The sequence below is a fragment of the Bradyrhizobium sp. CCBAU 65884 genome, from assembly GCF_028128835.1.
Taxonomy (GTDB): domain Bacteria; phylum Pseudomonadota; class Alphaproteobacteria; order Rhizobiales; family Xanthobacteraceae; genus Bradyrhizobium; species Bradyrhizobium ottawaense.
In genome coordinates this window covers 1-26,740 of record NZ_LBJU01000084.1, presented here as the reverse complement: position 1 = coordinate 26,740, position 26,740 = coordinate 1, and the positions used below count along the sequence as shown (strand labels likewise).

23 protein-coding genes are annotated in these 26,740 nt (G+C 64.6%); 12 read left to right on the top strand and 11 right to left on the bottom strand.

Annotation, left to right across the window (positions count from 1 at the left end):
- Nucleotides 1–9: 9 nt before the first annotated feature.
- The 10 genes from XI03_RS05150 to XI03_RS05105 form a co-directional block, all read right to left on the bottom strand.
- Nucleotides 10–1,518, bottom strand: a complete 1,509-nt coding sequence (locus tag XI03_RS05150) for an ABC transporter substrate-binding protein (protein ID WP_271591520.1) — start codon at nucleotides 1,516–1,518, stop codon at nucleotides 10–12.
- Nucleotides 1,519–1,540: 22 nt separating this feature from the next.
- Nucleotides 1,541–2,650, bottom strand: a complete 1,110-nt coding sequence (locus XI03_RS05145) for an ABC transporter ATP-binding protein (protein WP_038947050.1) — start codon at nucleotides 2,648–2,650, stop codon at nucleotides 1,541–1,543.
- 175 nt (nucleotides 2,651–2,825) lie between these two features.
- On the bottom strand, nucleotides 2,826–3,815 hold the full coding sequence (locus XI03_RS05140) for an ABC transporter ATP-binding protein (protein WP_271591519.1): 990 nt from the start codon (nucleotides 3,813–3,815) through the stop codon (nucleotides 2,826–2,828).
- Complete coding sequence (locus XI03_RS05135; protein ID WP_271591518.1) at nucleotides 3,812–4,522, bottom strand: DUF1028 domain-containing protein; 711 nt, start codon at nucleotides 4,520–4,522, stop codon at nucleotides 3,812–3,814. Before XI03_RS05135 ends, XI03_RS05140 begins: the two co-directional genes overlap by 4 nt.
- A gap of 9 nt (nucleotides 4,523–4,531) precedes the next feature.
- Nucleotides 4,532–6,337, bottom strand: coding sequence for a gamma-glutamyltransferase family protein (locus XI03_RS05130; RefSeq protein WP_271591517.1), 1,806 nt, complete (start codon nucleotides 6,335–6,337; stop codon nucleotides 4,532–4,534).
- Between the two features lie 81 nt (nucleotides 6,338–6,418).
- Entirely contained in the window at nucleotides 6,419–7,408 is a 990-nt protein-coding gene (locus tag XI03_RS05125) for an ABC transporter ATP-binding protein (RefSeq protein ID WP_028143438.1), read from the bottom strand.
- Nucleotides 7,405–8,391, bottom strand: coding sequence for an ABC transporter ATP-binding protein (locus XI03_RS05120; RefSeq protein WP_028143437.1), 987 nt, complete (start codon nucleotides 8,389–8,391; stop codon nucleotides 7,405–7,407). Before XI03_RS05120 ends, XI03_RS05125 begins: the two co-directional genes overlap by 4 nt.
- A gap of 28 nt (nucleotides 8,392–8,419) precedes the next feature.
- Nucleotides 8,420–9,391, bottom strand: a complete 972-nt coding sequence (locus XI03_RS05115) for an ABC transporter permease (protein ID WP_028143436.1) — start codon at nucleotides 9,389–9,391, stop codon at nucleotides 8,420–8,422.
- Nucleotides 9,392–9,400: 9 nt separating this feature from the next.
- Entirely contained in the window at nucleotides 9,401–10,381 is a 981-nt protein-coding gene (locus XI03_RS05110) for an ABC transporter permease (RefSeq protein ID WP_026201522.1), read from the bottom strand.
- Between the two features lie 104 nt (nucleotides 10,382–10,485).
- Entirely contained in the window at nucleotides 10,486–12,081 is a 1,596-nt protein-coding gene (locus XI03_RS05105) for an ABC transporter substrate-binding protein (protein WP_097669164.1), read from the bottom strand.
- 305 nt (nucleotides 12,082–12,386) lie between these two features.
- Between XI03_RS05105 and XI03_RS05100 the strand changes: the two genes are divergently transcribed.
- The 6 genes from XI03_RS05100 (at nucleotide 12,387) to XI03_RS05075 (ending at nucleotide 20,226) form a co-directional block, all read left to right on the top strand.
- Complete coding sequence (locus tag XI03_RS05100) at nucleotides 12,387–12,644, top strand: DUF6489 family protein (protein WP_028135213.1); 258 nt, start codon at nucleotides 12,387–12,389, stop codon at nucleotides 12,642–12,644.
- A gap of 2 nt (nucleotides 12,645–12,646) precedes the next feature.
- Entirely contained in the window at nucleotides 12,647–13,447 is an 801-nt protein-coding gene (locus XI03_RS05095) for an esterase/lipase family protein (RefSeq protein WP_271591516.1), read from the top strand.
- 47 nt (nucleotides 13,448–13,494) lie between these two features.
- The gene (locus tag XI03_RS05090) at nucleotides 13,495–15,045 is read left to right on the top strand and encodes a WS/DGAT/MGAT family O-acyltransferase (RefSeq protein WP_028143433.1); all 1,551 of its coding nucleotides are present in this window, start codon (nucleotides 13,495–13,497) and stop codon (nucleotides 15,043–15,045) included.
- A gap of 10 nt (nucleotides 15,046–15,055) precedes the next feature.
- Nucleotides 15,056–16,051: an alpha/beta fold hydrolase gene (locus XI03_RS05085; protein ID WP_271591515.1), complete on the top strand. Its 996-nt coding sequence runs from the start codon at nucleotides 15,056–15,058 to the stop codon at nucleotides 16,049–16,051.
- 114 nt (nucleotides 16,052–16,165) lie between these two features.
- A complete protein-coding gene (locus XI03_RS05080) occupies nucleotides 16,166–19,402 on the top strand; it encodes a bifunctional cytochrome P450/NADPH--P450 reductase (protein WP_271591514.1) in 3,237 nt (1,078 codons plus the stop codon).
- A 149-nt stretch (nucleotides 19,403–19,551) separates the two neighbouring features.
- A complete protein-coding gene (locus XI03_RS05075) occupies nucleotides 19,552–20,226 on the top strand; it encodes a spermidine synthase (protein WP_271591513.1) in 675 nt (224 codons plus the stop codon).
- On the opposite strand, the gene XI03_RS05070 is transcribed toward XI03_RS05075, so the two are convergent.
- Nucleotides 20,223–21,137, bottom strand: a complete 915-nt coding sequence (locus XI03_RS05070; protein WP_271591512.1) for an alpha/beta fold hydrolase — start codon at nucleotides 21,135–21,137, stop codon at nucleotides 20,223–20,225. The genes XI03_RS05075 and XI03_RS05070 overlap by 4 nt on opposite strands.
- A 169-nt stretch (nucleotides 21,138–21,306) precedes the next feature.
- Here XI03_RS05070 and XI03_RS05065 point away from each other — a divergent pair, with 169 nt between their 5' ends.
- The 6 genes from XI03_RS05065 to XI03_RS05040 all read left to right on the top strand — a co-directional run bounded on the left by XI03_RS05065 (nucleotide 21,307) and on the right by XI03_RS05040 (nucleotide 26,535).
- Nucleotides 21,307–21,690, top strand: a complete 384-nt coding sequence (locus tag XI03_RS05065) for a hypothetical protein (protein WP_271591511.1) — start codon at nucleotides 21,307–21,309, stop codon at nucleotides 21,688–21,690.
- Complete coding sequence (locus XI03_RS05060; protein ID WP_028143427.1) at nucleotides 21,687–22,769, top strand: PHA/PHB synthase family protein; 1,083 nt, start codon at nucleotides 21,687–21,689, stop codon at nucleotides 22,767–22,769. The genes XI03_RS05065 and XI03_RS05060 overlap by 4 nt, the downstream gene beginning before the upstream one ends.
- Nucleotides 22,766–23,359, top strand: a complete 594-nt coding sequence (locus XI03_RS05055) for a GNAT family N-acetyltransferase (protein WP_028143426.1) — start codon at nucleotides 22,766–22,768, stop codon at nucleotides 23,357–23,359. Before XI03_RS05060 ends, XI03_RS05055 begins: the two co-directional genes overlap by 4 nt.
- 246 nt (nucleotides 23,360–23,605) lie before the next feature.
- Nucleotides 23,606–24,061 carry a phasin gene (locus tag XI03_RS05050; RefSeq protein ID WP_271591510.1) on the top strand — a complete coding sequence of 152 codons (456 nt, stop codon included), beginning with the start codon at nucleotides 23,606–23,608 and terminating at the stop codon, nucleotides 24,059–24,061.
- A 229-nt stretch (nucleotides 24,062–24,290) separates the two neighbouring features.
- On the top strand, nucleotides 24,291–25,577 hold the full coding sequence (locus XI03_RS05045) for a DUF445 domain-containing protein (RefSeq protein ID WP_038947065.1): 1,287 nt from the start codon (nucleotides 24,291–24,293) through the stop codon (nucleotides 25,575–25,577).
- A 187-nt stretch (nucleotides 25,578–25,764) separates the two neighbouring features.
- On the top strand, nucleotides 25,765–26,535 hold the full coding sequence (locus tag XI03_RS05040) for an esterase/lipase family protein (protein WP_038947066.1): 771 nt from the start codon (nucleotides 25,765–25,767) through the stop codon (nucleotides 26,533–26,535).
- The last annotated feature ends 205 nt before the right edge of the window (nucleotides 26,536–26,740 follow it).

Sequence of the window (26,740 nt, the reverse complement as noted above, 5' to 3'; positions counted from 1 at the left end):
CTCGCAGCGTCACTTCAGCTTGAGTCCGATGACACGCACGAGGCCGTCGGGCATCTGCTTGTAGCCTTCGAGCTTGGTCGTGTGCGCGATGATGATGCGGCGGTGGTAGAGGTACAGCAGCGGCTCTTCGTCCTGGACCAGCTTGGCCAGGGCCTCATAGCTGGCCTTGCGCTTGGCGGGATCGGTGACCGATCTCGCGTCTTCCAGTGCCTTGTCGGCCTGCGGGTTGTTCCACGCGCCGTAATTCTGCGGCGCGCCGCTGTGCAGGAACACGAAGCTGTTGCCGTCGGGATCGACGCGCCCGCTCCAGGCGAGCATATAGGCCTGGTAGTCGCCGGCCTCGGCCTGCTTCAGCCCGGTCGCGAATTCGGTGAGGCGGATCTTCATGTCGAACCCAGCCTCGGCCGCCATCGACTGGATCACCTGCGCCGGCGTCTCGGTCTCCGCGCCCTTGGGCACCAGGAAATCGACGCTGACCGGCGGTGTCGCGCCGGCTTCCTTCAGCAGCGCCTTGGCCTTCTCGACATTGCGGGGACGGACCGGAAGGGATTTCTGATAGTAGGGATGATCAGGGTTGACCCATTGATTGCCGACCTGAAACTCGCCGTTGAACACGACCTGGTTGATCGCCTCGCGGTCGATCGCAAGGTCGAGCGCCTGCCGCACCTTTGCGGATTGGCTGAGCGGCCCCTTGGCCTTGTCCTTGCCGATGTTGAGCGTGATGCCCTGATAGCCGAGCTCGATGGCGGTCGCGACTTTCAGCCGTGAATCCGCGCGGACTTCCTTCAGGTCGGTGGCAAGCACGCGCTCGATCAAATCGAGGCCGCCGGATTTCAAGTTCGCAAGCCGCACCGTGGCATCGACGATCGGCTGAAACACGATCTTGTCGATGAAGACGTTGTCCTTGTTCCAATAGTCCGCGAACTTTTCGAACACGATGCGGTCCTGCTGCACGCGCTCGACGAATTTATACGGGCCGGCGCAGACCGGGCGCAGGCCGAATTTGTCGCCGGCCTCTTTCGCCGCCTTAGGCGACACCATCATCCCGGCGCGGTCGGTGAGCTGAGCGAGCAGCGGCGAGAACGGTGACTTCAGCACCAGCTTGACCGTGAGGGGATCGACGACTTCGATGTGATCGACCGAGGCGAGCTCGGGTTTGCGGAAGGATCCGGGGAGCGTCAGATGCCGTTCCAGCGAGAACTTGGCGGCTTCCGCGTCGAACGGTTCGCCGTCGTGGAATTTCACGCCGGGCCGCAGCTTGATGACCAGCGCCTTGCCGTCGTCGGCGGTTTCGCTCGACAGCGCGAGCTGCGGCACGATGTTGAGCTTCTCGTCGATGTCGAACAGCTTGTCGCAGAAGGCGGAGAACACGATGCGGCCGACATAGGTGCGCGCCATCGTGGGATCGAGGATGTCAGGGTCCTCGGCGAGGCCGATGCGCAGCGTGGTCTGGGCCTGCGCGGCTCCAAGCGACAGCAGGACGGCGGCGGCCGTTGCGGCCAGGCGAAACATCTTCATCGGACAGTCCCCATTGCTTCGGCTATGTCGTTGTGGGCGCGGTGCCTTGTATACCAACCCCGGCGGTGGCAGCGCCTTCCGTCTTTTGGCTGAAGGCGGCGACCAATTTTGCAAGCGCCGGCGAAAACCCGCCGGCTGCCGGCAATATGGCGTCGGCAGACGGCAGTTCCGCCGTGCGGTGGCAGGCGGCGGCGTGGCCCGTGCCGTCAGCTAGAAGCGCCGGCGCCTCGTTGCGGCAGAGCTCGATCACGAACGGGCAGCGGGTGTGGAAGCGGCAGCCAGAAGGCGGGTTGAGCGCGCTCGGGATCTCGCCCTCGAGCAGGACGGTCGCGCGCTTCACCTTCGGCTGCGGCAGCGGGATCGCGGACAACAGCGCCCGGCTATAGGGGTGGCGCGGCGAGGCGAACAGCGCGTCCGCCTCCGCCGTCTCGACGATCTGGCCGAGATTCATCACCGCGACGTGGTCGGCGATGTGCTTGACCACGGCGAGGTCGTGCGAGACGAAAATATAGGCGAGGCCGAGCCGGTCCTGGAGCTCGCGCAGCAGATTGAGGATCTGCGAGCGGATCGAGACGTCCAGCGCCGAGACCGGCTCGTCGCAGATGATCAGCTTCGGCTCGACCGCGAGCGCGCGGGCAATGGCGATGCGCTGGCGCTGGCCGCCGGAGAATTCGTGCGGATAGCGCCGCGCCAGCCTCGGCTCCAGCCCGACCAGCCGCAGCAACTCCGCGACGCGCGCACGCCGCTCTGCCGGCGGCACGAGATCGTGCAGTGCCAGCGGTTCGGTCAGGATCTGGCCGACCGTCATGCGCGGATTGAGCGAGGCGTAGGGGTCCTGGAAGATGATCTGGGCCTCGCGGCGGAAGGCGCGGAGCGCATAGGGATCGAGCGAGAGGAGATCGCGGCCGTCGAACCGGATCGTGCCCGCATCCGGCTCGATCAGCCGCAGCACCAGGCGGCTGACGGTGGATTTGCCGCAACCGGATTCGCCGACCAGGGCCAGCGTCTTGCCGGCCTCGAGCGAGAAGGAGACGCCATCAACGGCTTTGACATGCGCCAGCGCCCGGCCGAACAGCGAGCGCTCGGCGACGAAATGCTTGACCAGGCCTGTAACCTCGAGCAGAGCGGTCATCGTTCGTGATCCCGACGAAACTCAGTCTCGTGTCCCGGGCGCGGCGCAACGCGAAGTGTTGCGACGCTGAACCGGGAGCCAGTCTGCCGCCACATGGGCCCCGGTTCAGCAGCGCACCACCGCGCTGCGCTTGTGCTGCGCTGCGCCCGGGGAACGGGAAGAGAGAACGAGGTCATCACGACACCAGGCGTTCGAGCGGCGCGCGGATGCAGCGCGAGAGGTGGCCGGGGCTGACTTCGATCAGCGGTGGCGGCGCCGTGGTGCAGGCGTCCAGCACGAACGGGCAGCGCGCGGCGAAGCGGCAGCCTGCCGGCGGCTGCGCCATGTTCGGCACCATACCCTCGATCGTGGCAAGTTGTTCGGCCCGATGGTCGAGTCGCGGGATCGAGCCGAGTAGGCCGACGGTGTAGGGGTGCTGCGGCGCCGAGAACAATTCGTCCACCGGCGCGCGCTCGACGATCTCGCCGGCATACATCACCGCGACCTCGTCGCAGACCTCGGCGACCACGCCGAGATCGTGCGTGATCAGGATGATCGCGGCGCCGCTTGCCGCTTTCAATTCCCGCATCAGCTCCAGGATTTGCGCCTGCAAGGTGACATCGAGCGCAGTGGTCGGCTCATCGGCGATCAGCAGGCGCGGGTCGCAGGCCAGCGCCATCGCGATCATCACGCGCTGGCGCATGCCGCCGGAGAGCTTGTGCGGATATTCGTCGACGCGCCGCTCGGGCGAGGGGATGTGGACCCGGCGCAGCAGCTCGATCGCCCGCTCGCGCGCGCTTTTCCGCGAGCCGCCGCGGTGGCGCAAAATGGTCTCGACGATCTGGTCGCCGATGGTGAGACTCGGATTGAGCGAGGTCATCGGCTCCTGGAAGATCATCGCGAGCCGGTTGCCGCGCAGATTGCGCAGGGTCTGGTCCGGAGTCTGCAGGAGGTCGAGGCCGTCGAAGCGGATCGCGCCCGATATCTCCGCGCTTTGTTTCGGCAGCAAGCCCATGATCGCCAGCGAGGTCACGCTCTTGCCGCAGCCGGATTCGCCGACGAGGCCGAGGGTCGCGCCGTTGGCGACACTGAGGTCGACACTGTCGACCGCGTGGGTGATGCGGCCGTCGTCGCCGTGGAAGCGGATGCGGAGGTCCCTGATCTCGATGAGAGGGCTCGCGCTCATGATTGCCTTGCACGCGCTGCTTGGATGCTGGCGTCGATGACGCTGCGGTCGGTGTTGCCGGCCGGATTCCGTCGCGTCGGCATGGAATCGCGAAAATGCACCCAGAGCTCGTGGCTGACGTGTTCGAGACGTTCGAGCTCGCCGAGCGGGTCGGGATGGTCGTCGGCGCGAATGTCCAGCGCCGGCCATTCCTCCTCGCCGTGAATCAACAGCGCAGCGGACTGCTTGCCGCGCTTGTCGCCGCCGGCGGCTTCCCCGGCGCGCATCGCGGTGAGCAGGCGGCGCGGGAAGGGCAGGCTGTCATTGGCGATATAGGTCTTTGCGGTCTCGTCGAGCACGTCGGCGCCGGCCAGCATGTTGCCGGCGATGGAAAAGCCGCTGCCTGCGATGTGCCCGCACCAGTCGACGCAGTCGCGCCCGGTATGTGCGGCGATCTCGCCGCTCGCATCCATGATGTGGATCTGACGGCTCTCGCGGCCAGCGTCGGTCGCGAGTAGCGCGGCCAGCACGTCGCGCGCATTGAGGCCTTCCCGCAACAGCTTGACGCCGTCGATGCCGTAATAGGGATTGACGAAGGCCTGCGTCGCGATGGCGCCGACGCCGGCGGCAATATACGGCACGCGTGCGCCGACGGCGAAAAAACGTGTCGCAACAGCGATGCCGAACTGGCCGGTGGAAGGGTCTCGCGCGATGATCGACCAGGTCATGTGCTGCCTTCAGCGTCCCGCGGCGTAACCTTGCATGCCGCGCGGATTGGCGGCGGCGCGCCGACGCCGACCCACGCGCGAGGCCGCGGTGAGGCGGCCTTCGGACCAGTCGGGACCGACTTCCACGATATGCCCGCGCTCACGAAGGTTCTCGATCGTTGCCTTGGGTACGCGATTTTCCACCACGAGCACGCCGGGGCGCGCGGTACGCGGCCAGAACGAGATCGGGAAATGCTCGGAATGCCAGGCCGGCGCGTCGATCGCTTCCTGGAGATTGAGATTGCAATGGACGTGGCGTAGGAAGAATTGGGTGATCCACTGGTCCTGCTGGTCGCCGCCGGGCGAACCCCAGGCGAGGTAAGGCTCGCCGTCGCGCAGCGCCATGGTCGGCGACAGCGTTGTGCGCGGCCGCTTGCCCGGTGCGAGCGAACCGGGTTGGTTCTCCTCCAAATCGAACATCTGGGCGCGGCTGCCGAGACAGAAGCCGAGCTCGGGAATGATGGGCGAGGATTGCAGCCAGCCGCCCGACGGCGTCGAAGACACCATGTTGCCAGCTTTGTCGATGATGTCGAAATGCACGGTGTCGCCGCGCACCTCGCCGAAGCGCCCCACGGTTGGTTCACCGGCGCCTAGCGCGCCAACGGCCTCGCGCTGGCCTTCAGCGCGGCGCAGCTTGACGACGCCGCCAAAGCCCTCGATCGCGCCGGGCCGGAGATCGAGCGAGGCCTTCTCGGTAATTAGCTTACGACGTTCGTCGTTATAGGCATCCGACAGCAGCGTCGCGATCGGAATCTCGCTGAACTTGGGGTCGCCGTAGAATTTCTCGCGGTCGGCAAAGGCGAGTTTTGCGCATTCGATCTGGAGATGGATGAACTCAGGCCCGGTCGGGTCGAGCCCGTCGAGGGCAAAGCCCTTCAGCAGCGCGAGCTGTTGCAGCGTCACCGGGCCCTGGCTCCAGACGCCGGCCTTGCAGACGGTGTAGCGGCCATAGTCGTAGGTGAGCGGCGCCTCGACCGTCGGCTGCCAGCGCGCCATGTCGTCGCCGGAAAGCACGCCGCGATGCGGCGAGCCGCTGACGTCCATCACCTCCTGGGTGCGGCAGAATTTGTCGATGGCTTCCGCGACGAAGCCTTGCGACCAGGCTTTGCGCGCGCGCTCGATCTCGGCGTCGCGGCCACCGCCGCCGCTCTCGGCTTCGCTGAGAATCCGTGCGTAGGTCGCGGCCAGCGTCTCGTTGGTAAAGAGTGTGCCGGGCTTCGGCACCTCGCCGTTGGGGAGATAGACCGCGGCGGAGGTCGGCCAGTGCTTGCGGAATAATTGCTCGACGGTCTGGATCGTGGCGCAGGCGCGCTCGACCAGCGGATAGCCGTCGCGTGCATAGGCGATCGCGGGCTCCAGCACGTCGCGCACCCGCATCGTACCGTAGTCGCGCAGCAGCATCATCCAGGATTCGAAGGTGCCGGGGACGCAGGCCGCGAGCAGGCCGGTGCCGGGCACCATGTCGAGGCCTTCGCTCTTGTAATGCGCGATGGTGGCGCGTGCCGGTGCCGGGCCCTGGCCGCAGATCACCTCGGTGCGGCCGCGCTTCACGTCGTGCACGATGATGGGGACATCGCCGCCGGGGCCGTTCAGATGCGGCTCGACCACCTGGAGCGTGAAGGCGGTAGCGACGCCGGCGTCGAAGGCGTTGCCGCCCTTCTCCAGGATGGCCATGCCGACTGCGGTCGCGATCCAGTGCGTGGTGGCGACGACCCCGAACGTGCCTTCGATCTCGGGGCGGGTCGTGAACGGATCGGGATTGACGATGCTGGCCATGGATTACCTCATTTGCGGCGCGCGCAATTGATCACAGGCGATGCCGCGCCGCCAATGCGCTGCCGGCATGGCACGCGCGCGTCACGCCGGGACCGGCGCGGTGTTGACGGCGTGGCAGGCGACGCCGTCGATCAGTTCCGGCGTTTCCTTGCGGCAGAGATCGAACGCCAGCGGGCAGCGCGGATTGAAGGCGCAGCCGGGCGGCGGATTGATCGGGTTCGGGATCTCGCCCTTCACCGGAATGCGCTGGCGGCCGCTCATGGCAAGATCAGGCACGGCGCCCAGCAGCATCTTGGTGTAGGGCATGCGGGGACGTGCGAACAACTCCTTGCCTTCAGCGATCTCGACGATGCGGCCGAGATACATCACGCCGACGCGGCTCGCCATGTGGCGGACCACGGCGAGGTTGTGGCTGATGAACATGTAGGTCAGGCCGAACTTGTCCTGGAGGTCGCGCATCAGGTTCAGGATCTGCGCCTGCACCGAGACGTCGAGCGCCGAAGTCGGCTCGTCGCAGACGATGAACTCGGCGTCCGATGCGAGCGCCCGGGCGATCGCGATGCGCTGGCGCTGGCCGCCGGAGAACTCGTGCGGAAACTTCAGCCGGTCGTCGGGATGCAGGCCGACCAGGCTGAGCAGCTCGCCGACGCGGGCCTGGATGTCGCGCTCGCCCTGGATCAGGTCGAAGGCGCGGATCGGCTCGGAGATGATGGCATCGACGCGAAAGCGCGGGTTCAGGCTCGCATAGGGGTCCTGGAAGATCATCTGGATGCGGCGGCGCAGCTTCCTGCGCGCCGGCGCCTGCCGCGGATCCGTCATCGAGACGCCGTCGATCAAGACATCGCCGGAGCTCGGCGGCAGCAGTCCCACGACCATCCGCGCCACCGTGGTCTTGCCCGAGCCGGACTCGCCGACCAGCGCAAACGTCTCGCCCTTCCTGATGTCGAAGGTGACGTGATCGACCGCCTTGAGATATTCGAGATGCCCGCCTTCGAGCATGCGGTTGAGCCAGGGTTTCGAGACGTCGAACACCCGGCGCAGATTTGTGGCCTGGACGAAGGAAGCGCTCATGCCGCGCTCTCCGCCGGCACGCTGTCATAGAGATGGCAGGCGACCGATTGCGCACCGCGCGGCAGCGGCTCCGGTCGATCAACACGACAGCGGTCGAACGCGAAGGCGCAGCGCGGGTTGAACGAGCAGCCGCGCGGGATCGCCGACAGCCGCGGCATCGAGCCGGGAATCTGCATGAGACGCTTGTCGTCGCCGGCCAGCGTCGGGATCGCGCCCATCAAGCCCTTGGCATAGGGATGCAGCGGGTTTCTGACGACATCCTGCACCGGACCGATCTCGGCGACACGGCCGGCATACATCACGGCGACCCGGTCGGAGGTCTCCGCGATCACGCCCATGTCGTGCGTCACCAGCATCACGGCGGTGCCGTGGTCGCGGCCGAGCCGCTTGATCAGCGAAATGATCTGCGCCTGCACGGAGACGTCGAGCGCGGTGGTCGGCTCGTCCGCGATGATCAGCTCGGGCTCGGCGCAGATCGCCAGCGCAATGACGACGCGCTGGCGCATGCCGCCGGAGAATTCGTGCGGGTAGCCGTCGATGCGCTTTTCCGGCGCGGGAATGCCGACCTCGGCAAGCAGGTCGATGGCGCGGCGGCGGGCGGCCGTCTCGGACAGGTTCAGGTGGGTTCGGATCGTCTCGATGATCTGGTCACCGACCCGGTAGAGTGGATTGAGCGAGGTGAGGGGGTCCTGGAAGATCATGCCGATCCGTTTGCCACGGATGCGGCGCATCTCCTCCGGCGGCAAATTGTCGATGCGCAGGCCGGCCAGGCGAACCTCGCCGCCCGCGATCCGGCCGGGCGGGTCGATCAGGCCGATCACGGCGAGGCCGGTCACGGATTTGCCGGCGCCGGATTCGCCGACCACGCCCAGCACCTCGCCCTTGGCGATGTCGAAGGAGACGCCGTCGATGGCGCGCAGCGTGCCGCGGCGGGAGGCGAACTCCACCTGAAGGTTGCGAACGGAGAGGATGGGCTCGGTCATGGGTGAGGCGCTCTTATCGAAGTTTTGCTCATCGGAGCTTCGGGTTGAGCGCGTCGCGCAGCCAGTCGCCGAGCAGGTTGATCGACAGGATCAAGCCGGCCAGCGCGAGGCCGGGGAAAGCGACAATCCACCATTCGCCCGCGAACAGATAATTGTTGCCGATGCGGATCAGCGTGCCGAGCGAGGGCATGGTGTCGGGCAGGCCGACGCCGAGGAAGGACAGCGTTGCCTCGGTGATGATGGCCAGTGCGAGGTTGATGGTGGCGATGACCAGGATCGGGCCCATCGTGTTCGGCAGCACGTGCCGCAGCATGATCTTTGGCGCGGGCAGGCCGATCAGCTGCGCGGCGGCCACGTAGTCCTTGTTCTTCTCGACCATCACGGAGCCGCGCACCGTCCTTGCATACCCGACCCAGAAACTGAGGCCGATCGAGATCACCAGCACCACCAGCATGCTGGTGGCATCCAGACGGTTGCCGAGGATCGATTTCGCAATGCCATTGACCAGCAGCGCGATCAGAATGGCGGGAAAGGTCAGTTGCACGTCGGCGATCCGCATGATCACGCCATCGACCGCGCCGCCGAAATAGCCGGCGATCAGGCCGAGCGCGATACCGAGCGCGCCGGCGAAGATCACGCCGGCCACGCCGACGGCGAGCGAGATGCGCATCCCATAGAGGATGGCGGAGAACACGTCGCGGCCCTGCTCGTCGGTGCCGAGCAGGAACGGGCTTTGGCCGTCGGCGGTCCAGAGCGGCGAGATGCGCGAGTTCATCAACTGGAGCTGCGCCGGATCGAACGGGTTCTGCACCGCGAGCGCCGATGCAAAGATCGCGAGCAGGAAGAGCAGCACGGTAATGGCCGCCGCCACCATGGTCAGCTTGGAACGGCGGAACGAGTAGAAGATGTCGCTGTCGAGGGCGCGGCTGAGCCAGCTGCGACCGGCATGCGCGGGCGGCGCGCTCTGCTTGTCGGAATTGGAGGCGACGGCGTCGGACATGCAGGGGCCTTATGTAGCGCGGCCGACGGTCGCGCGCAGGCGCGGATCGACTACGGTGTAGAGAATGTCGACCACCAGGTTGATGGTGACGAAGATCAGGGAGACCATCAGCAGATAGGCCGCCATGATCGGGATATCGACGTTTTGCACGGCCTGCACGAACAGCAGTCCCATGCCCGGCCATTGGAACACGGTTTCGGTGATGATCGAAAATGCAATAACCGAGCCAAACTGAAGGCCGGCCACGGTGATGACGGGAATGAGCGTGTTCTTCAGCGCGTGGCCGAAATGAATGGCGCGGGTGGTCAGCCCGCGGGCGCGGGCGAAACGAATATAGTCGGTTCGCAGCACTTCCAGCATCTCCGCGCGCACCAGCCGCATGATCAGGGTCATCTGGAACAGGCCGAGCGTGATCGAGGGCATGATCAATGCCTTCAATCCCGACAGCGTGAGCAGACCCGTGCTCCACCAGCCGAGCTTGACCACCTCGCCGCGGCCGAACGAGGGCAACCAGCCCAATGTCACCGCGAACAGATAGATCAGGAGAATGCCGATCAGGAAAGTCGGCAATGAGATGCCGATCAGCGAAACCGCCTGGAATAATTTGGCCAGCACGGTGTCGCGCCTCAGCGCCGAATAGACGCCCATCAGAATGCCGAACACCATTGCAAACACGGTGGCGCAGATCGCAAGTTCCAGCGTGGCCGGCATGCGTTCCATCAGCAGGGTCGAGACCGGCTGGCGGAACTGGTAGGAGACGCCGAACTTGAATTGCGCGGCGTCGGCGAAATAACGCACGAACTGCACCGGCACGGGATCGTCGAGGCCGAGCGACTTGCGCACGGCTTCGCGTTCGGCCGCCGACGTGTCGATCGAGACGATCTGATTGACGGGGTCGCCGGCGAAACGGAACATCGAGAAGGCGATGATGCCGACGGCGAACATGACGCCGATGGCCTGAACGGCGCGGCGAAGAGTGAAAGCGAGCATGCCTTCCACTATCCTTGGGTGTGCGTGCGGTCGACGTCTTTGTCAGCCGGAAAAGGATAGGTCCCGGATGCCTGACGCCGCCGGGACCTCGTGTTCAACTGGTGCTATTCCTTCTTGGTCGCCCAATGGAACATGACCAGATTGTCGGCGCGCTGCGGCAGGTTGACCTTCTTCGACACGCCCCAGGCCAGCGCCTGCTGGTGCAGCGGGATGTAGGACCAGTCCTTGTTGCCGATTTCGTAGGCCTGCTTGATCAGCTGGTTGCGCTTGGCGGTATCGGTTTCGACCAGCACCTTGTCGGTGATGGCGTCGAACTCCTTGTTGCAGTAGCCGCCGAGATTGGCCTCGCCGCGTGAGGATTTCGCGTCGTCGCGGCAGCCCATGATGTCGTAGAGCACGTTGTGGGAGTCCATCGTGCTCGGCGTCCAGCCCAGGAGGTAGAACGAGGTCTGGTAGCCGCCCTGCTTCAACACCTTGGCGAAGTACTGCGCCTTCGGCTGCGCCAGCAGGTTGATCTTGACGCCGATGCGGGCAAGCATGCCGACGACGGCCTGGCAGATCGCGGCGTCGTTGACGTAACGGTCGTTCGGACAATCCATCGTGACCTCGAAGCCATCGGGATAGCCGGCTTCGGTCAGGAGCTTCTTGGCTCCATCGGGGTCGAATTTCGGCCGCGTGAACTCCTTGGACAGCACGAACAACTCCGGAGCGATCATCAGCGCCGATGGCGTCGACAGCTCGCGCATCACGCGCTTCTTGATCAGCTCGATGTCGATCGCCTTGTAGAAGGCTTCGCGGACGCGGACGTCCTTGAACGGGTTCTTGCCCTTGATGTTGGAGTAGAGCAGTTCGTCGCGCATCTGATCGAAGCCGATGAAGATGGTGCGCAGCTCCGGCCCCTTCAGCACCTGGGCGTTGGGGCTGGAATCGACGCGGGAGATGTCCTGGATCGGCACCGGCTCGATGACGTCGACTTCGCCCGAGAGCAGCGCAGCGACACGGGTGGCGTCCGAAGCGATCGGGGTGAAGACGATCTCCTTCAGATTACCCTCGACCTTGCCCCAGTAATTGGGATTGGCCTTGAAAACCGTCTTCACGCCGGGCTGATGGCTTTCGATGGTGAACGGACCGGTGCCGTTCTCGTGGAGCGAGGCATAGCTCGGCGTGGTCGCCGCCACCGGCGTCGGATCGACGACGTTGTTCTCCTCGGCCCATTTCTTGTCCATGATGTACCAGACATCCCACGAGTTATGCAGGATGGGATTGGGCGAAGGCAGGATGAAGTCGACGGTGTAGTCGTCGACCTTCACGACCTTGACGTCGGGCGCAAGGCGGGTCTGCATATTGGACCCTTTCTTGCGGACGCGATCGGCGGAGAACACGACGTCGTCGGCGGTGAAGGGGTCGCCGTTGTGGAATTTCACGCCCTTGCGCAAATGGAAGCGCCAGCGGGTCGGCTCCGGAGTTTCCCAGCTTTCCGCCAACGCCGGAATGATCTTGAGGTCCTTGTCGCGCGCGGTGAGGCCTTGATAGACGTGACCGAGATGGGCGTGGGTGGTGCTTTCGTTGAGCGTATAGGGATCGAGGGATTTCAGGTCACCCTGGTTGGCATAACGCAGCGTCTGGCTCGACGCAGGCGCGACCGTCAACGCAAGCGCACCGGCGAGCGTCGCCGCAAACAGACTTCGACCGACTGACATTCTTGACCCTCTCCACTCTGCCGTGCCGATGATTTTTGATTGTTCGGCAGGGCTGATTGATCCATGTTGCCCAGAGTTCTCGACCGGTGCAAGCGCCATTCCAGCAAGGAACGCGCCAAGTTGCACCGCTGTGCAGCAATGCTGACCGTGCCGTCCGGCATGGAGGACCGCGTCTTTCGACTTTGGTTGACTATATCGGCGGATTGCGGGACGGGGCATGTCGCGCCTGCATCAGGTCGCTTGCGTCGCACCACAACTCGCGGCGATACTGCCGGCAGGCCGCTCGAATCTCATCCGGAGGGGACATGAAAGTTAATATCGAAATCGACTGCACCCCCCTCGAGGCCCGCCAGTTCTTCGGTTTGCCTGACGTGGGACCGATGCAGACGGCGGTGATGGACAAGCTGCAGCAGCAGGTGCTCAGCAACATCGAGAAGGTCTCGCCGGAGTCGCTGATCCAGAGCTGGTTCACCTTCGATCCCAAGATCGCGGAGCGGTTTCAGGACATGTTCGTCACGATGGCGGGCCTCGGCGGCACGCGCAGCAGCGACAAGAAGAAATAATAATGCCGTCCGGGCCAGACGGGCGGCAGGCCCCGGGCGGGCTTCGTCCGCCGGGCCTCGCCCTGCTGCTTGCAGAAGCGCGCGGCCTGTTCGAGTTCAATGCAAGCCTGTTGCTGTCGCCGATCCTGATGCGAGCGCCGAGGGGCGATGGCCATCCGGTGCTGGCGCTGCCGGGCTTTCTCGCCAGCGACCTCTCGATGGCCCCGATGCGGCGCTATCTCGCCGAGCTCGGCTATGAGGCACAGGCTTGGCGGATGGGCCGTAATCTCGGCGGCCTCGGGCGGATTCGGGAGTCGCTGCGCGCCCGTCTTGCCGAAATCCATGCTGCGAGCGGACGCAAGGTCAGCCTGGTCGGATGGAGCCTCGGCGGCGTCTATGCCCGCGATCTCGCGCTCCAGGCGCCTGACATGGTTCGCTATGTCATCACGCTCGGCAGCCCGTTTGCCAATGACGTGCGGGCGACCAACGCGACGCGGCTCTACGAGGCGCTGTCCGGCGAACGGGTCGAGGATCTTGCTGAGGCGCGCGAGGCGATCGCCGGCGATCTGCCGGTGCCGGCGACGTCGATCTATTCGCGGGCCGACGGCGTCGTGAACTGGCGGACCTGCCTGCTCCGTCCCTCCGACCGTGCCGAGAACATCGAAGTGCTCCTGGCGAGCCATATCGGGCTCGGCGTGAACCCCGCGGCGCTATGGGCCGTGGCGGACCGGCTGGCGCAACCGGAAGGGGAATTCTCGCCATTTGACCGGGCCGGGCCGTTTGCCATTGCATATGCCCCGCCGGAACAGGCAATATCGGCCTGACGAGAAGCGCCAGAAGGCGCCCGTCAAAATTGTTGCGGGAGGGAATTATGGCTGACGGTAAGAAGCTGTCGTCGCTGGACGCGTCGTTTCTCTATCTGGAAACGCCGGAGATGCCGATGCATGTCGGGAGCATGGCGATCTTTCGCCTGCCCGACGATTACAAGGGCGACTTCTTCGAAGACTTCAAGGCGATGATCGTCTCGCGCCTGCATATCGCGCCGATCCTGAAGGCGCGGCTGGAGAAGGCGCCGCTCGACATCGATCATCCCTCCTGGGTCGAGGACGATCAGTTCGACATCGACCGCCACATCTTCCGTGCCAGCCTGCCGCAGCCGCGTGACCGCGCCACGCTGGAGCGCATCGTCGGCTGGATGCACGCCAAGCTGTTGAACCGCGCCCGCCCGCTCTGGGAGTTCTACGTGTTCGAGGGCATGAAGGACAACGAGGTCGGGCTTTATTCCAAGATGCACCATGCCGCCATCGACGGCGGTGCTGGTGCGGCTCTGACCAACATGATCTACGACATCTCGCCGATCCCGCGGAAGGTCGATCCGCCGGCGGCTGGCAGCAAGCCCGGACAGGAGCCGCGCGACATCGCGGCGAACCTGCTGGATTCCTACCAGCAGCTTTTCAACCAGCCGCTCGACGCCGGCAAGGCCGCCCAGAACCTGCAATTGCCGCGCACCGGCAAGAGCGACATCGGCTCGATCCTGTTCGACAACGCGATGTACCAGATCGAGAGCGCGGTGCGCTTCGCGGGCAATATCCCGACCATGGTCAAGAGCGTCTCCGATGTGCTCGGCAAGGTCGCCGATCCCAAATCGCGCGAGAGCCTTGCCAGCATGGTGTCGCCGCCGACCATGCTGAACAAGACCATCTCGTCGGAGCGAAGCTTCGCCGGTGTGTCGATCCCGCTGTCTCGCGCGAAGGCGCTGGCCAAGCAGGCCGGCGGCAAGCTAAACGACGTCGTGCTGGCGCTCGCCTCCGGCGTGGTCCGGCGTTACCTGAAGGAGTACAGCACGCTGCCGGCGAAATCGCTGACCGCGGCGGTACCGATCTCGCTGCGCGAGGAGGGCAACACCGAGGCCAACAACCAGGTGTTCGGCATGATCTGCGCGATCGCGACCAACATCGACGATCCCAAGGCGCGGCTCGAAGCCATCATCGCGCAATCGACCAAGTCCAAGGAGATGTCGCACCCCTTGCGCGCGCTGATGCCCCAGGTCTCCAACATCTCGATGCTGGGCGCGCCGATCATGGTGCAGATCCTGGCGTTGCTCTACAGCCGCTCGAACCTGTCGGACGTGCTGCCGCCAGCCGCCAACATCACCGTGTCCAACGTGCCGGGGCCGCGGCAGACGCTTTACGCTGCCGGCGCGGAGCTATTGCACATCTTCCCGGTGTCGATCTCGACGCACGGGCAGGCGCTCAACATTACCGTGCAGAGCTATCGCGACCAGCTCGATTTCGGCTTCATCGTCGGCGCCAACATCATTCCACATGTGCAGGTGATGTGCGACATGCTGCCGGAGGAGTTCGCCGCGCTGGAGGCGGCCTACGCGCCGCCGGCGACCGACATCAAGGGCGCTGCGGAATAGGAATGGTTCGATGATTGAAATGCCACAGCTCAAGTTCGTGCAGACGAACGGAATCCGCATGGGCTATTACGAGGCGGGCCCGATCACGGACACGCCGCCGATCGTGCTGTGCCACGGCTGGCCCGAGCTCGCCTTCTCCTGGCGCCACCAGATCAAAGCGCTGAGCGAGGCCGGCATCCGCGTGATCGCGCCCGACCAACGCGGCTATGGCGCGACCGACCGGCCCGAGGCGGTCGAGGATTACGACATCGAGCACCTGACCGGTGATCTCGTCGGGCTGCTCGACCATTTGCAGATCGACAAGGCGGTCTTCGTCGGTCACGACTGGGGCGGCTTCATCGTCTGGCAGATGCCGTTGCGGCACATCGACCGGGTGGCGGGCGTGGTCGGCATCAACACGCCGCATACCAACCGTGCCTGGGCCGATCCGATCGAGCTCCTACGCGCCCGCTTCGGCGACAAGATGTACATCGTGCAGTTCCAGGACCCGGCGCGTGACCCCGACAGGATTTTCGGAAGTCGCGTCGAACAGACTTTTGACGCGTTCATGCGCAAGCCGGCGCCGCGCCCGGCCGACGCGCCGGCAGAGGAGGTGGTTGCCGGCGTCGGCGCTTCTCCGCGGGTCAATCTGGCGTTTCCGCAGATGATCGCTAGCTATGACGCAAAGCATGATCCGCGTACGCCGATCCTGTCGCCGGAAGAGAAGAAGGTGTTCGTCGACAATTTCACCAGAACCGGCTTTACCGGAGGCATCAACTGGTACCGCAACATGTCGCGCAACTGGACGCGCGCCGAAGGGCTCGATCATACGGTGCGGGTGCCGTCGTTGATGATCATGGCCGAGAACGACGCGGTGTTGCCGCCGTCTTCCGCCGATGGCATGGACAAGCTGATCCCCGATCTCGAAAAATATCTGGTCCGCGACAGTGGCCATTGGACGCAGCAGGAGAAGCCGGAGGAGGTCAGCGCCAAGCTGATCGAATGGCGTAGAAGGCGGTTTGGGTGACGACGCAGTCGTCATCCTGGGGCGATGCGTAGCGTCGAACCCGGGATCTCGAGATTCCGGGTCTGGTCCTTCGGACCATCCCGGAATGACGCAAGGCAGGGGAAACGCACGTCAATGTCATCCAAGAACCGTCTGGACCCGATCCCGCATCCGCCGACCAAGCCGGTGGTCGGCAACATGCTTTCGCTGGACTCGGCCGCCCCCGTGCAGCATTTGACGCGGCTCGCCAAGGAGCTCGGTCCGATCTTTTGGCTCGACATGATGGGCTCGCCGATCGTGGTCGTCTCGGGCCACGATCTCGTCGATGAACTGTCTGATGAGAAGCGCTTCGACAAGACCGTGCGCGGTGCGCTGCGGCGCGTACGCGCGGTTGGCGGCGACGGGCTGTTCACGGCGGACACCAAAGAGCCGAATTGGAGCAAGGCGCACAACATCCTGCTCCAGCCGTTCGGCAACCGGGCCATGCAGTCCTACCATCCGAGCATGGTCGATATCGCCGAGCAGCTCGTCCAGAAATGGGAGCGGCTGAACGCCGACGACGAGATCGACGTCGTCCACGACATGACGGCGCTGACGCTGGATACGATCGGCCTGTGCGGTTTCGAGTATCGCTTCAATTCGTTCTACCGGCGCGACTACCATCCCTTCGTCGAGTCGCTGGTGCGCTCGCTCGAAACCATCATGATGACACGCGGCCTGCCGTTCGAGCAGATCTGGATGCAGAAGCGGCGCAAGACGCTCGCCGAAGACGTCGCCTTCATGAACAAGATGGTCGACGAGATCATTGCCGAGCGCCGCAAGAGCGCGGAGGGGGTCGACGACAAGAAGGACATGCTCGCCGCGATGATGACCGGCGTCGATCGTTCGACCGGCGAGCAGCTCGACGACGTCAACATCCGCTACCAGATCAACACGTTCCTGATCGCCGGCCACGAGACCACCAGCGGCCTGTTGTCCTACACGCTCTATGCGCTGCTCAAGCACCCGGACATTCTCAAGAAAGCCTATGACGAGGTCGACCGCGTCTTCGGCCCCGACGTCAACGCGAAGCCGACCTACCAGCAGGTGACGCAGCTCACCTACATCACGCAGATCCTGAAAGAGGCGCTGCGGCTGTGGCCGCCGGCGCCGGCCTATGGCATCTCGCCGCTCAAGGACGAGACGCTCGGCGGCGGCAAGTACAAGCTTCGCAAGGGCACCTTCACCACCATTCTGGTAACCGCGCTGCATCGCGATCCCAGCGTCTGGGGACCGAATCCGGATGCGTTCGATCCCGATAATTTCAGCCGCGAGGCGGAAGCCAAGCGGCCGGTCAATGCCTGGAAGCCGTTCGGCAACGGCCAGCGCGCCTGCATTGGCCGCGGCTTTGCCATGCACGAGGCCGCGCTCGCGCTCGGCATGATCCTGCAGCGCTTCAAGCTGATCGACCACCAGCGCTACCAGATGCATCTGAAGGAAACCCTGACGATGAAGCCGGAAGGCTTCAAGATCAAGGTGCGCCCGCGCGTCGATCGCGAGCGTGGCGCCTATGGCGGGCCAGTCGCGGCCGCTACTTCGGCGCCGAAGGCGCCGCGCCAGCCGACCGCCCGTCCCGGCCACAACACGCCGATGCTGGTGCTTTACGGCTCCAATCTCGGCACCGCCGAGGAGCTGGCGACGCGCATGGCTGATCTCGCCGAGATCAATGGCTTTGCCGTGCATCTCGGCCCGCTCGACGATTACGTCGGCAAGCTGCCGCAGGAGGGCGGCGTTCTGATCATCTGCGCCTCCTATAACGGCGCGCCGCCTGATAACGCGACGCAGTTCGTCAAATGGCTCGGCGGCGACCTGCCGAAGGATGCCTTTGCCGGCGTGCGCTACGCCGTGTTCGGCTGCGGCAACAGCGACTGGGCCGCGACCTACCAATCGGTGCCGCGTCTGATCGACGAGCAATTGTCGGCGCATGGCGCGCGCGCGGTCTATCCGCGCGGCGAGGGCGATGCGCGCAGCGATCTCGACGGCCAGTTCCAGAAATGGTTTCCGGCGGCGGCACAGGTCGCGACCAAGGAATTCGGCATCGACTGGAACTTCACCCGCACCGCCGAGGACGATCCGCTCTATGCGATCGAGCCGGTGGCGGTGAGCGCCGTCAACACCATCGTGGCCCAGGGCGGCGCGGTGGCGATGAAAGTGCTGGTCAATGACGAGCTTCAGAACAAGGGCGGGTCCAATCCCTCCGAGCGTTCGACGCGCCACATCGAGGTGCAACTGCCGTCCAACGCCAGCTACCGCGTCGGCGATCATTTGAGTGTCGTGCCACGCAACGATCCCACGCTGGTGGATTCGGTCGCGCGCCGCTTCGGCTTCCTGCCCGCCGACCAGATCAGGCTGCAGGTCGCCGAGGGCCGCCGCGCGCAATTGCCGGTGGGGGATGCCGTGTCCGTCGGCCGCCTGCTCAGCGAGTTCGTCGAGCTGCAGCAGGTGGCGACGCGCAAGCAGATCCAGATCATGGCCGAGCACACCCGCTGTCCGGTCACCAAGCCGAAGCTGCTGGCTTTCGTCGGCGAGGAAGCTGAGCCGCTCGAGCGTTACCGGGGCGAGATCCTGGCCAGGCGCAAATCGGTGTTCGATCTTCTGCTCGAATATCCGGCCTGCGAGTTGCCGTTCCATGTCTATCTCGAAATGCTCTCGTTGCTGGCGCCGCGCTATTACTCAATCTCGTCCTCGCCGTCGGTCGACCCGGCGCGCTGCAGTGTCACGGTCGGCGTGGTCGAAGGGCCGGCCGCCTCCGGCCGCGGCACCTACAAGGGCATCTGTTCGAACTATCTCGCCAACCGTCGCGCGGGCGATGCGATCTACGCCACCGTACGCGAGACCAAGGCCGGCTTCCGGCTTCCCGACGATCCCTTGGTGCCTATCATCATGATCGGCCCCGGCACGGGCCTTGCGCCGTTCCGCGGCTTCCTTCAGGAACGAGCCGCACGCAAGGCGAAGGGCGCCAACCTCGGACCCGCGATGCTGTTTTTCGGCTGCCGCCATCCCGACCAGGATTTTCTCTACGCGGACGAGCTGAAGGCGTTGGCGGCGAGCGGCATCACGGAACTCTTCACCGCGTTCTCACGCGCGGACGGACCGAAGACCTATGTGCAGCACCTGCTCGCCGCGCAGAAGGACAAGGTCTGGCCGCTGATCGAGCAGGGCGCGATCGTCTATGTCTGCGGCGACGGCGGCAAGATGGAGCCGGACGTGAAAGCGGCACTGGTCGCGATCCACCGCGAGAAGAGCGGCAGCGACGCCGCCGTCAGTGCGCGCTGGATCGAGGAGATGGGGACGAAGAACCGCTATGTGCTGGACGTCTGGGCGGGAGGGTAGGCAGAGATCGTAGGGTGGATTAGCCCGCGGCTGCGCGCAGCGCAGTCCGCCAGCGTAATCCACCGCTTATGATCCCGTGGAAAGTAAAGAGGTGGGTTACGCCTTCGGCTAACCCACCCTGCGAATCCCGATCATGCTAAACGTCCCTCATGATTCCCTGGGAAAAAATCGACACCGCCAAAATCCCCGGCTCCCACGAAGAGCTTCGCCTGATGCGGCGAGGCAAGGAGTTCTCCATCAAGCTCGGCACCAACGAGCTGATGAACAACCGCCTGTCGGGCTCGGAAGCCGCGCTCGCAACGCTCGCGGCGAAGCAGATCGAGACGGTCGCCAAGCCCGTTGTCCTGATCGGCGGATTGGGCATGGGCTTTACGCTGCGTGCGGCGTTAGCGGTGCTTGGCGCCAAGGCGAAGATCGTGGTCTCCGAGCTGGTGCCGGCGGTCGTCGTCTGGGCGCGGGGCCCGATGGCGGAAGTCTTCGGCGAGAGCCTCGATGATGCCCGGGTGAGCATCCGGGAAACCGATGTCGGCAAAATCATCCGGGCGCAGCGGTCGGCTTTCGACGCCATTCTCCTCGACGTCGACAACGGGCCGGAGGGGCTGACCCGCAGAGGCAATGATGCGCTCTACAGCGCAAGCGGGCTGGCGGCAACGAAGACAGCACTGCGGCCGGGCGGCGTGCTCGCCGTCTGGTCGTCGGGACCCAATCCCGCCTTCACCAAGCGCCTTAAGCGCGCGGGCTTCGACGTCAATGAAGTCGCCGTCCGTGCCACCGGCAGGGGCGGCGGTGCGCGCCATGTGATCTGGATGGCGAAGAAGAGTTAAGCTGCCTGCGCCGCCGCGCCATGCGCGTGCTTGTCGATGGCGCCGATGATCTCAGGCCAGAACCGCATCGGCAGTGCATGGCCCATACCGTCGATCATCAACAATCTTGCGTTCGGGATTGACGCCGCCGTGTCCTTGCCGCCCTCAGGCCGCACCAAGGGATCGACGGTACCGTGGATCACGAGCGTCGGCGTCTGCACGGCATGCAGCCGCTCCTTGCGGCTGCCGGACGCGAGCACCGCGCGGAGCTGGCGGCCGACGCCGGCTGGATTGAGCCCGCGCGCGAACACGCGCTCGGCGCGTTCGGGGTCGAGCGCTTCCTCTTCCGGAAAATGTCCGGCGCGCAACACCTTCCAGGTCTGGCCGTAGCGGACGATGAACTCCTCCTTGCTGCGCGGCGGCGGCGCCATCAGCATTGCGGCCGCCTCGCGCGTCGGCGGCGGGACGCGCGGACTGCCTGTCGTCGACATGATCGAGGTCAGCGAACGCACACGTCCAGGAAACGACAGCGTGATCTCCTGCGCGATCATGCCGCCCATGGAGGCACCGACAAGATGCGCCGATTTGATGCCGAGCGCATCCATCAGCCCGATCGTATCCTTGGCCATGTCGATCAGCCTGTAGGTTGCCGCGACGGGAATCCTGAAGAATCGCAGCTTAAGCAGCTCGAGCGGGGTCAACCGCTTGCCGCCCGTCAGATGGCTCGACTTGCCGATGTCGCGATTGTCGAAGCGGATCACGCGGAAGCCGCGCGCGGCAAGCTGCTCGCAGAACGCATCGTCCCAGTGGATCATCTGGGCGCCTAATCCCATGATCAGCAGCAGCGGCTCGGCATTGTCGTTGCCAAAAATCTCGTAGCAGATCTCGATGCCATTGGCGCGGACTGTCTGGGGCGGCTGATGGGCGTTCACGGGCGCGTTCCCTCAAGCGTTTGACTGATGCTGTATCGCACGGTTTCCCGTTGCAATGAAAGCCGCGCGCGGCACCGAGCCGCTGCTTGCCGGTTGACCGGCACGGCGCAACGGTGTGGTATGTCGAAAAAAGAAGGGCATCGAAGCTCTCGACATCTGGAGGACACCGATGACCGACAAGACCAATGACCCGGTCGCCATGTGGCAAAAGATGGTTGGTGAGATGGAGAAGGGGTTCAACTCCTTCGCCAACCAGGCCATGTCGTCGCCCGAGTTTTCGCAGGCGATGAACCGTGCGGGGGGAGTTGCTGCAGGTGCTCAGAAGCAGCTCGGCGAACTCATGGAGAAGTACCTGGTCTCCATGAACCTGCCGAGCCGGGAGCAGGTCACAGGCCTTGCCGAAAGGCTGCAAGCTATCGAAGGCCAGATCGGCGAGATCAAGTCGATGCTGAACCAGATGGCTGCAAGTGCCGGCGTGTCTCAGGGGGCCGATTCCGCATTGCGGCCGCCGCGCACCAAGCGTCCGCCGTCTGAGGGCGGAGAGCAGGCATGAACGCAGCTCCCGGACTTGATTTCGCATCTATCCCGGAACGCATCCAGAGCGAGGTGCAGCGCGCCATCCAGCGCAGCATCAAGGGCGTCGAATATTTCTCGACCTCGGGTCCATCACTTGGATCGACGCCCAAGGACGTGCTGCATTCGCGCGGCACCATGAATCTCTATCATTATCGCCCCATGTCGGACGAGATCTACCGCGTGCCGGTGCTGATCGTGATGGCCACCACCAACCGCGGCTACATCCTCGACCTCGTCCCCGGCCAGAGTTTTATCGAATTCCTGCTCAAGCGCGGTTACGACGTCTATATGCTCGACTGGAGCGCGCCGCGGCCGGAGGAGAAGAGCCTGCGGATGGAGGACTATGTCCTCGACTTCATTCCGGACTGTGTTCGCCGGGTGCAAGCTGATTCCGGCGAGCAGGACGTCTCCGTGATCGGCTATTGCTTCGGCGGCGTGTTGTCGCTGCTCTACGGCGCGATCCACAAGGATGGGCCGATGAAGAATTTGATCTGCTTCACCACGCCGATCGACTTCCGCGAGATGAAGCTGTTCTCGAATTTCTCCGACCGTCGCTATTTCGACGTCGACCGCCTCGTCGACAGCGTCGGCAACGTGCCGCCGGAGATGATCCTGTCCTCGTTCGAGATGCTGCGTCCGGCCTCGCGCACGGTGAGCCAGATCCAGCTCTGGGAAAACATCTGGAACGACGAGTTCGTCAAGTCCTACCGCATGTTCGACCGGTGGGCGACCGACACGCTGCCGCTGGCGGGCGAGTATTTCCGCGCCATCACCAAAGACCTGATGTGGGACAACAAGCTGTTCAACGACACCATGTCGGTCGGCGGCCGGCCTGCGAAGCTCGACAACATCAAGGTGCCGATTCTGCATGCGGTCGCCGAGCATGATCACATCGTGCCGTATGACGCCGCCAAGCACCTGATCGCGAAGATCGGATCTGCGGACAAGGAAGAGGTGATGCTGAAGGGCGGTCACGTCTCGCTCGTCGCGGGAGCCAACGCCGTGAAGCGGCTGTGGCCGAAACTGGATTCCTGGCTAGGGAAGAGATCGACATGAGCGAGCAGCGTTCCTATCCGCGTCACGTCAAGACCGACGCCGGCGATATCGAGATTCGCCTGATGTCGCCCGCGGATGAAGCCGCGGTGCTCGCCTTCGGCAAAGGCCTGCCGACCCACGATTTGTTGTTTTTGCCGCGCAATATCAGCGAGCCGAAGGTGCTGTCGGCCTGGGTCAAGGAGATCGAGCGTGGCGCGATTACGAGCCTGCTTGCGGTCAGGGAAGGCAAGGTCGTCGGCTGCGGCACGCTGGTGCGCGATCCGCACTCCTGGTCGCCCCATGTCGGCGAGATTCGCATGGTCGTCTCGCTCGATGTGCGCGGGAAGGGGGTAGGGCGGGCGCTGTCGCAGGAGACCTTCGCGCTTGCGCTCGGCGCGGGCCTGGAAAAACTCTCGGTTCAGATGACGGTCGACCAGCAGGCCGCGATCGCCGTGTTCGAGAGCCTCGGTTTCAAGGCCGAAGCGTTGCTGCGAGATCACGTCCGGGACGTCGACGGCAAGACCCACGACATCGTCGTGCTCGGCCATAACATCGCGCAGGTCCAGGCCCAGATGGAGGCTTACGGGCTGCCAGGCGCCGTCCAGCACTAAACCGCGCCGTCCAGCACTAGGTCCGCCGTCCAGCATCGGTGAGAGACGGTCCGACCGTTGTCCGGGAACCGGCCTGGCCACGGAGGCATCATTTTGCTTTCCGTTAAGGCTGTTCACAGTTTCGTGATATCGCACTGCAATATTGATATTGCATCGCACAATTAACTATGCCATGTAAGCCGTGCCCCGGGCCATCGAGGACGGGGTGAGCCCATAGCTCAGACCAATGAGGATGGAGAGAACCCCATGACCACTGAAACCAACACCGCTTTCGAGGGCTTCAAGGACGCTTTCAAGAACATCCAGAACCTGGAAGTTCCCGAGGCCGCCCGCGAGTTCGTCAAGAAGACCGCCAACACCGCCAAGGACCGTGCTGCCGAGGTGTTCGCTGGCTCCGAGCGCGTGACCGCCGCCGTCGAGAACGCGGTGACCGAGTCCGTCACCGAGGCCGGCAAGATCAGCCGCAATATCCAGCAGGCGATCTATGACGACGCCCAGGCGTTCTTCGCCAGCATCGACAGGCTTGCTTCCGCCAAGTCGGTCAGCGAAGCCCTCGAGATCCAGTCGAGCCTGCTCCGCGCCCGCGGCGAAGTGTTCGTCTCGCGCGCCAAGGCGACCGCCGACTATTTCGGCCAGCTCGCCGCCAACGGTGCGAAGTCCGCTCAGGACAATTTTGCCAAGGTCTACAACAAGACCGCCTGATCCGGCGCCCTGAGTCAAAACTGAATTTGAGGCCCGCTTCGGCGGGCCTTTGTTTTTGCCTCTTGCGTTCCCGGGACGCAGTGCAGCCGCCCCTGGCGATGCGAAGCATCGACCAGGGGTGTGGTGCACTGCTGATCCGGGGGCCATTCTGGGTCCCGGCTCTGCGGCGCATCGCTCTGCGCTGCACCGCGTCCGGGACACGCGGAGATCGACACGCTAAGTATCTACAATGACCCCACCCGCCGCCTTCTCCTTCGATACTCCCGGCGATGCCGAACGCGCGGCCGAGCTGCGCCGCGTGAAAGCGCTGGCGACGCTGGTGCTGGCTTCGACGCTTGCCCTGTTCGTCGTCGCGAAGTTGCTGCTGAACGCGCATCCCGTGTTCGGCTTCATCGCCGCCTTCGCGGAAGCCGCGACCATCGGCGGCCTCGCCGACTGGTATGCCGTGGTCGCGCTGTTCAAGCGGCCGCTCGGCCTGCCGATCCCGCATACCGCGATCATCCAGAGCAACCAGGCCCGGATCGCCGACAAGCTCGGCGAATTCATCCAGGTGCATTTCCTCGAGGCGGGACCGGTCGAGGCCAAGCTGAAGGAGATCGATTTCGGCTCCTTCGTCGCCGACTGGCTGCGCGACCGCAAGCGCAGCGACGATCTCGCGCGCTTCGCGCTCCGCCTGTTGCCGGAGGCCGTCTCGGCGACGGAGAGCTCGGGTCTGATGACCTTCATCATCCGCCGCATGTCATCGCAGCTCCAGGCGATCGACCTTGCGCCACTCGCCGCCGGCACGCTGCGCGGTTTCGTGGCGGAGGGGCGCCATCAGATACTGTTCGACGATCTCCTGCGCGTGATGCACGAGACGCTGAACCAGAAAGAGACGATGGGGATGATCCGCGAGAAGGTGCGCGCGGAATTGCCGACCCTGCTGCGGCTCTACCGAGCCGACAAGTTTCTGGTGAACAAGATCGTGGCGTCCGCGACCGCCTTCTTCAACGAGGTGCGCAGCGATCCCAAGCATCCCTTCCGCGGCGAGTTCGACCGCATGGTGCTGAGCTTCGTCGACCGGCTCGGCACTGACCAGGCCTATATCGACCGCATCGCCGGCTTGAAGCGCGACCTCCTCGCGCGGCCCGAGCTTGCCGATCTCGCACGCACCGTCTGGGCCAACACACGCTCCTTCATCGAACGCAGCGCGAGCGGCGAGACGCAGGTGCTACAGCATCATCTCGCCGGCATGTTCGTTTCCGCCGGCGATGCGCTCGCCGGCGATGCCGAGCTGCGCGACGAGATCAACAAGGGGCTGGTGACGGTGCTGCGCAGCTTCGTCGCCGACCAGAAGAGTGGCGTCTCCATCTTCATCTCCGACCAGGTCAAGGCATGGGATATGGCGCAGTTGATTTCGCTGATCGAAATCAACATCGGGCGCGACCTGCAATACATCCGTTTCAACGGTTCGCTGATCGGTGGGCTCGCCGGGCTCGCGCTCTACTCCGTAGAATTCCTGCTCCGATTGCTGTGACTTTTGCGCCACGGACGTTAGCATTAACGCGCGGGCCTATTGTCGCCCCGCGACTCTCCCGCTTGAATGTCGGAACCGGCCGCCTAGCTGATTCATGCTGCGCTGCGGAACGATCAAGAAGCCGGCGTATTGGAATTCATGCCCATTTGCCGGTATCGCGCCCGGCGCCTTCTCAGGGGAAACATTGATGACCGCTACTGCCCAGACGCTGCGTCCGCCGTCGAGAACTCTGATGTTTATGGAAGGGCGTGCGATCCACGAGTTCGGCGCATTTCTCGGCGCACTGCCGCTGCTGAGCCTTGCGCCGCGCGGTGATGGGCACCCGGTGCTGGTGCTGCCGGGCCTCGTGGCCTCCGATGCATCCACGCGTGCGTTGCGCACGTTTCTGACCAGTAAGGGATATGCGGTGAGCGGCTGGCGCCAGGGCCGCAACTATGGCCTTCGCGAGGGCGTGCAGCATGCCATGGTCGATCTGGTCGAGGAGCTCAGCGACACCCATGGCCGCAAGATCAGCCTGGTCGGTTGGAGCCTTGGCGGCCTCTATGCGCGCCAGCTCGCCAAGATGATGCCCGAGCGCGTGCGGCAGGTGATCACGCTTGGTAGCCCCTTCGCCGGCGATCCCCGTTCAACCAATGCCTGGCGCGTCTATGAATGGGCGAGCGGTCGGAAGTCGGACGAGGTCGATCCGCGGTTCGGCGGCGATCTCGCGGCACCACCGCCGGTGCCGACCACCGCCATCTTCAGCCGCACTGACGGCGTCTGCGCCTGGCAGGGCTGCATGGAGAAGTCGGGCGGGCAGACCGAGAGCATCGAGATCGAGAGCAGCCATTGCGGCATGGGCCATCACCCGGCCGCGGTCTATGCCGTGGCCGACCGGCTCGCGCAAAAGGAAGGCCAGTGGCGGCCATTCGACCGCAGCGGCTGGCGCAGCTTGGCCTATCCCGATCCGCATCGGTGATCTTCGCCTCTTTCCGCGTGCGGCAGGGCAATCGGATTTGAACGTTGAGCAGAGATCGTCATGCCCGGGCTTGTCCCGGGCATCTACGTCTTTGTGCTGCGTGAAAGGCTCGTGGATGGCCGGGACTGGTGTTTAGCCCGGACAGATCACTGACGGGTGTTCGGAGACATAGCTGACACATCAACATTGGCTGGATTGGTCCGAT

Coding starts and splice junctions, on each gene's coding strand:
- XI03_RS05150 (WP_271591520.1), bottom strand. CDS start 1,518: ATGAAGATGTTTCGCCTGGCCGCAACGGCCGCCGCCGTCCTGCTGTCG.
- XI03_RS05145 (WP_038947050.1), bottom strand. CDS start 2,650: ATGACCGCTCTGCTCGAGGTTACAGGCCTGGTCAAGCATTTCGTCGCC.
- XI03_RS05140 (WP_271591519.1), bottom strand. CDS start 3,815: ATGAGCGCGAGCCCTCTCATCGAGATCAGGGACCTCCGCATCCGCTTC.
- XI03_RS05135 (WP_271591518.1), bottom strand. CDS start 4,522: ATGACCTGGTCGATCATCGCGCGAGACCCTTCCACCGGCCAGTTCGGC.
- XI03_RS05130 (WP_271591517.1), bottom strand. CDS start 6,337: ATGGCCAGCATCGTCAATCCCGATCCGTTCACGACCCGCCCCGAGATC.
- XI03_RS05125 (WP_028143438.1), bottom strand. CDS start 7,408: ATGAGCGCTTCCTTCGTCCAGGCCACAAATCTGCGCCGGGTGTTCGAC.
- XI03_RS05120 (WP_028143437.1), bottom strand. CDS start 8,391: ATGACCGAGCCCATCCTCTCCGTTCGCAACCTTCAGGTGGAGTTCGCC.
- XI03_RS05115 (WP_028143436.1), bottom strand. CDS start 9,391: ATGTCCGACGCCGTCGCCTCCAATTCCGACAAGCAGAGCGCGCCGCCC.
- XI03_RS05110 (WP_026201522.1), bottom strand. CDS start 10,381: ATGCTCGCTTTCACTCTTCGCCGCGCCGTTCAGGCCATCGGCGTCATG.
- XI03_RS05105 (WP_097669164.1), bottom strand. CDS start 12,081: ATGTCAGTCGGTCGAAGTCTGTTTGCGGCGACGCTCGCCGGTGCGCTT.
- XI03_RS05100 (WP_028135213.1), top strand. CDS start 12,387: ATGAAAGTTAATATCGAAATCGACTGCACCCCCCTCGAGGCCCGCCAG.
- XI03_RS05095 (WP_271591516.1), top strand. CDS start 12,647: ATGCCGTCCGGGCCAGACGGGCGGCAGGCCCCGGGCGGGCTTCGTCCG.
- XI03_RS05090 (WP_028143433.1), top strand. CDS start 13,495: ATGGCTGACGGTAAGAAGCTGTCGTCGCTGGACGCGTCGTTTCTCTAT.
- XI03_RS05085 (WP_271591515.1), top strand. CDS start 15,056: ATGATTGAAATGCCACAGCTCAAGTTCGTGCAGACGAACGGAATCCGC.
- XI03_RS05080 (WP_271591514.1), top strand. CDS start 16,166: ATGTCATCCAAGAACCGTCTGGACCCGATCCCGCATCCGCCGACCAAG.
- XI03_RS05075 (WP_271591513.1), top strand. CDS start 19,552: ATGATTCCCTGGGAAAAAATCGACACCGCCAAAATCCCCGGCTCCCAC.
- XI03_RS05065 (WP_271591511.1), top strand. CDS start 21,307: ATGACCGACAAGACCAATGACCCGGTCGCCATGTGGCAAAAGATGGTT.
- XI03_RS05060 (WP_028143427.1), top strand. CDS start 21,687: ATGAACGCAGCTCCCGGACTTGATTTCGCATCTATCCCGGAACGCATC.
- XI03_RS05055 (WP_028143426.1), top strand. CDS start 22,766: ATGAGCGAGCAGCGTTCCTATCCGCGTCACGTCAAGACCGACGCCGGC.
- XI03_RS05050 (WP_271591510.1), top strand. CDS start 23,606: ATGACCACTGAAACCAACACCGCTTTCGAGGGCTTCAAGGACGCTTTC.
- XI03_RS05045 (WP_038947065.1), top strand. CDS start 24,291: ATGACCCCACCCGCCGCCTTCTCCTTCGATACTCCCGGCGATGCCGAA.
- XI03_RS05040 (WP_038947066.1), top strand. CDS start 25,765: ATGACCGCTACTGCCCAGACGCTGCGTCCGCCGTCGAGAACTCTGATG.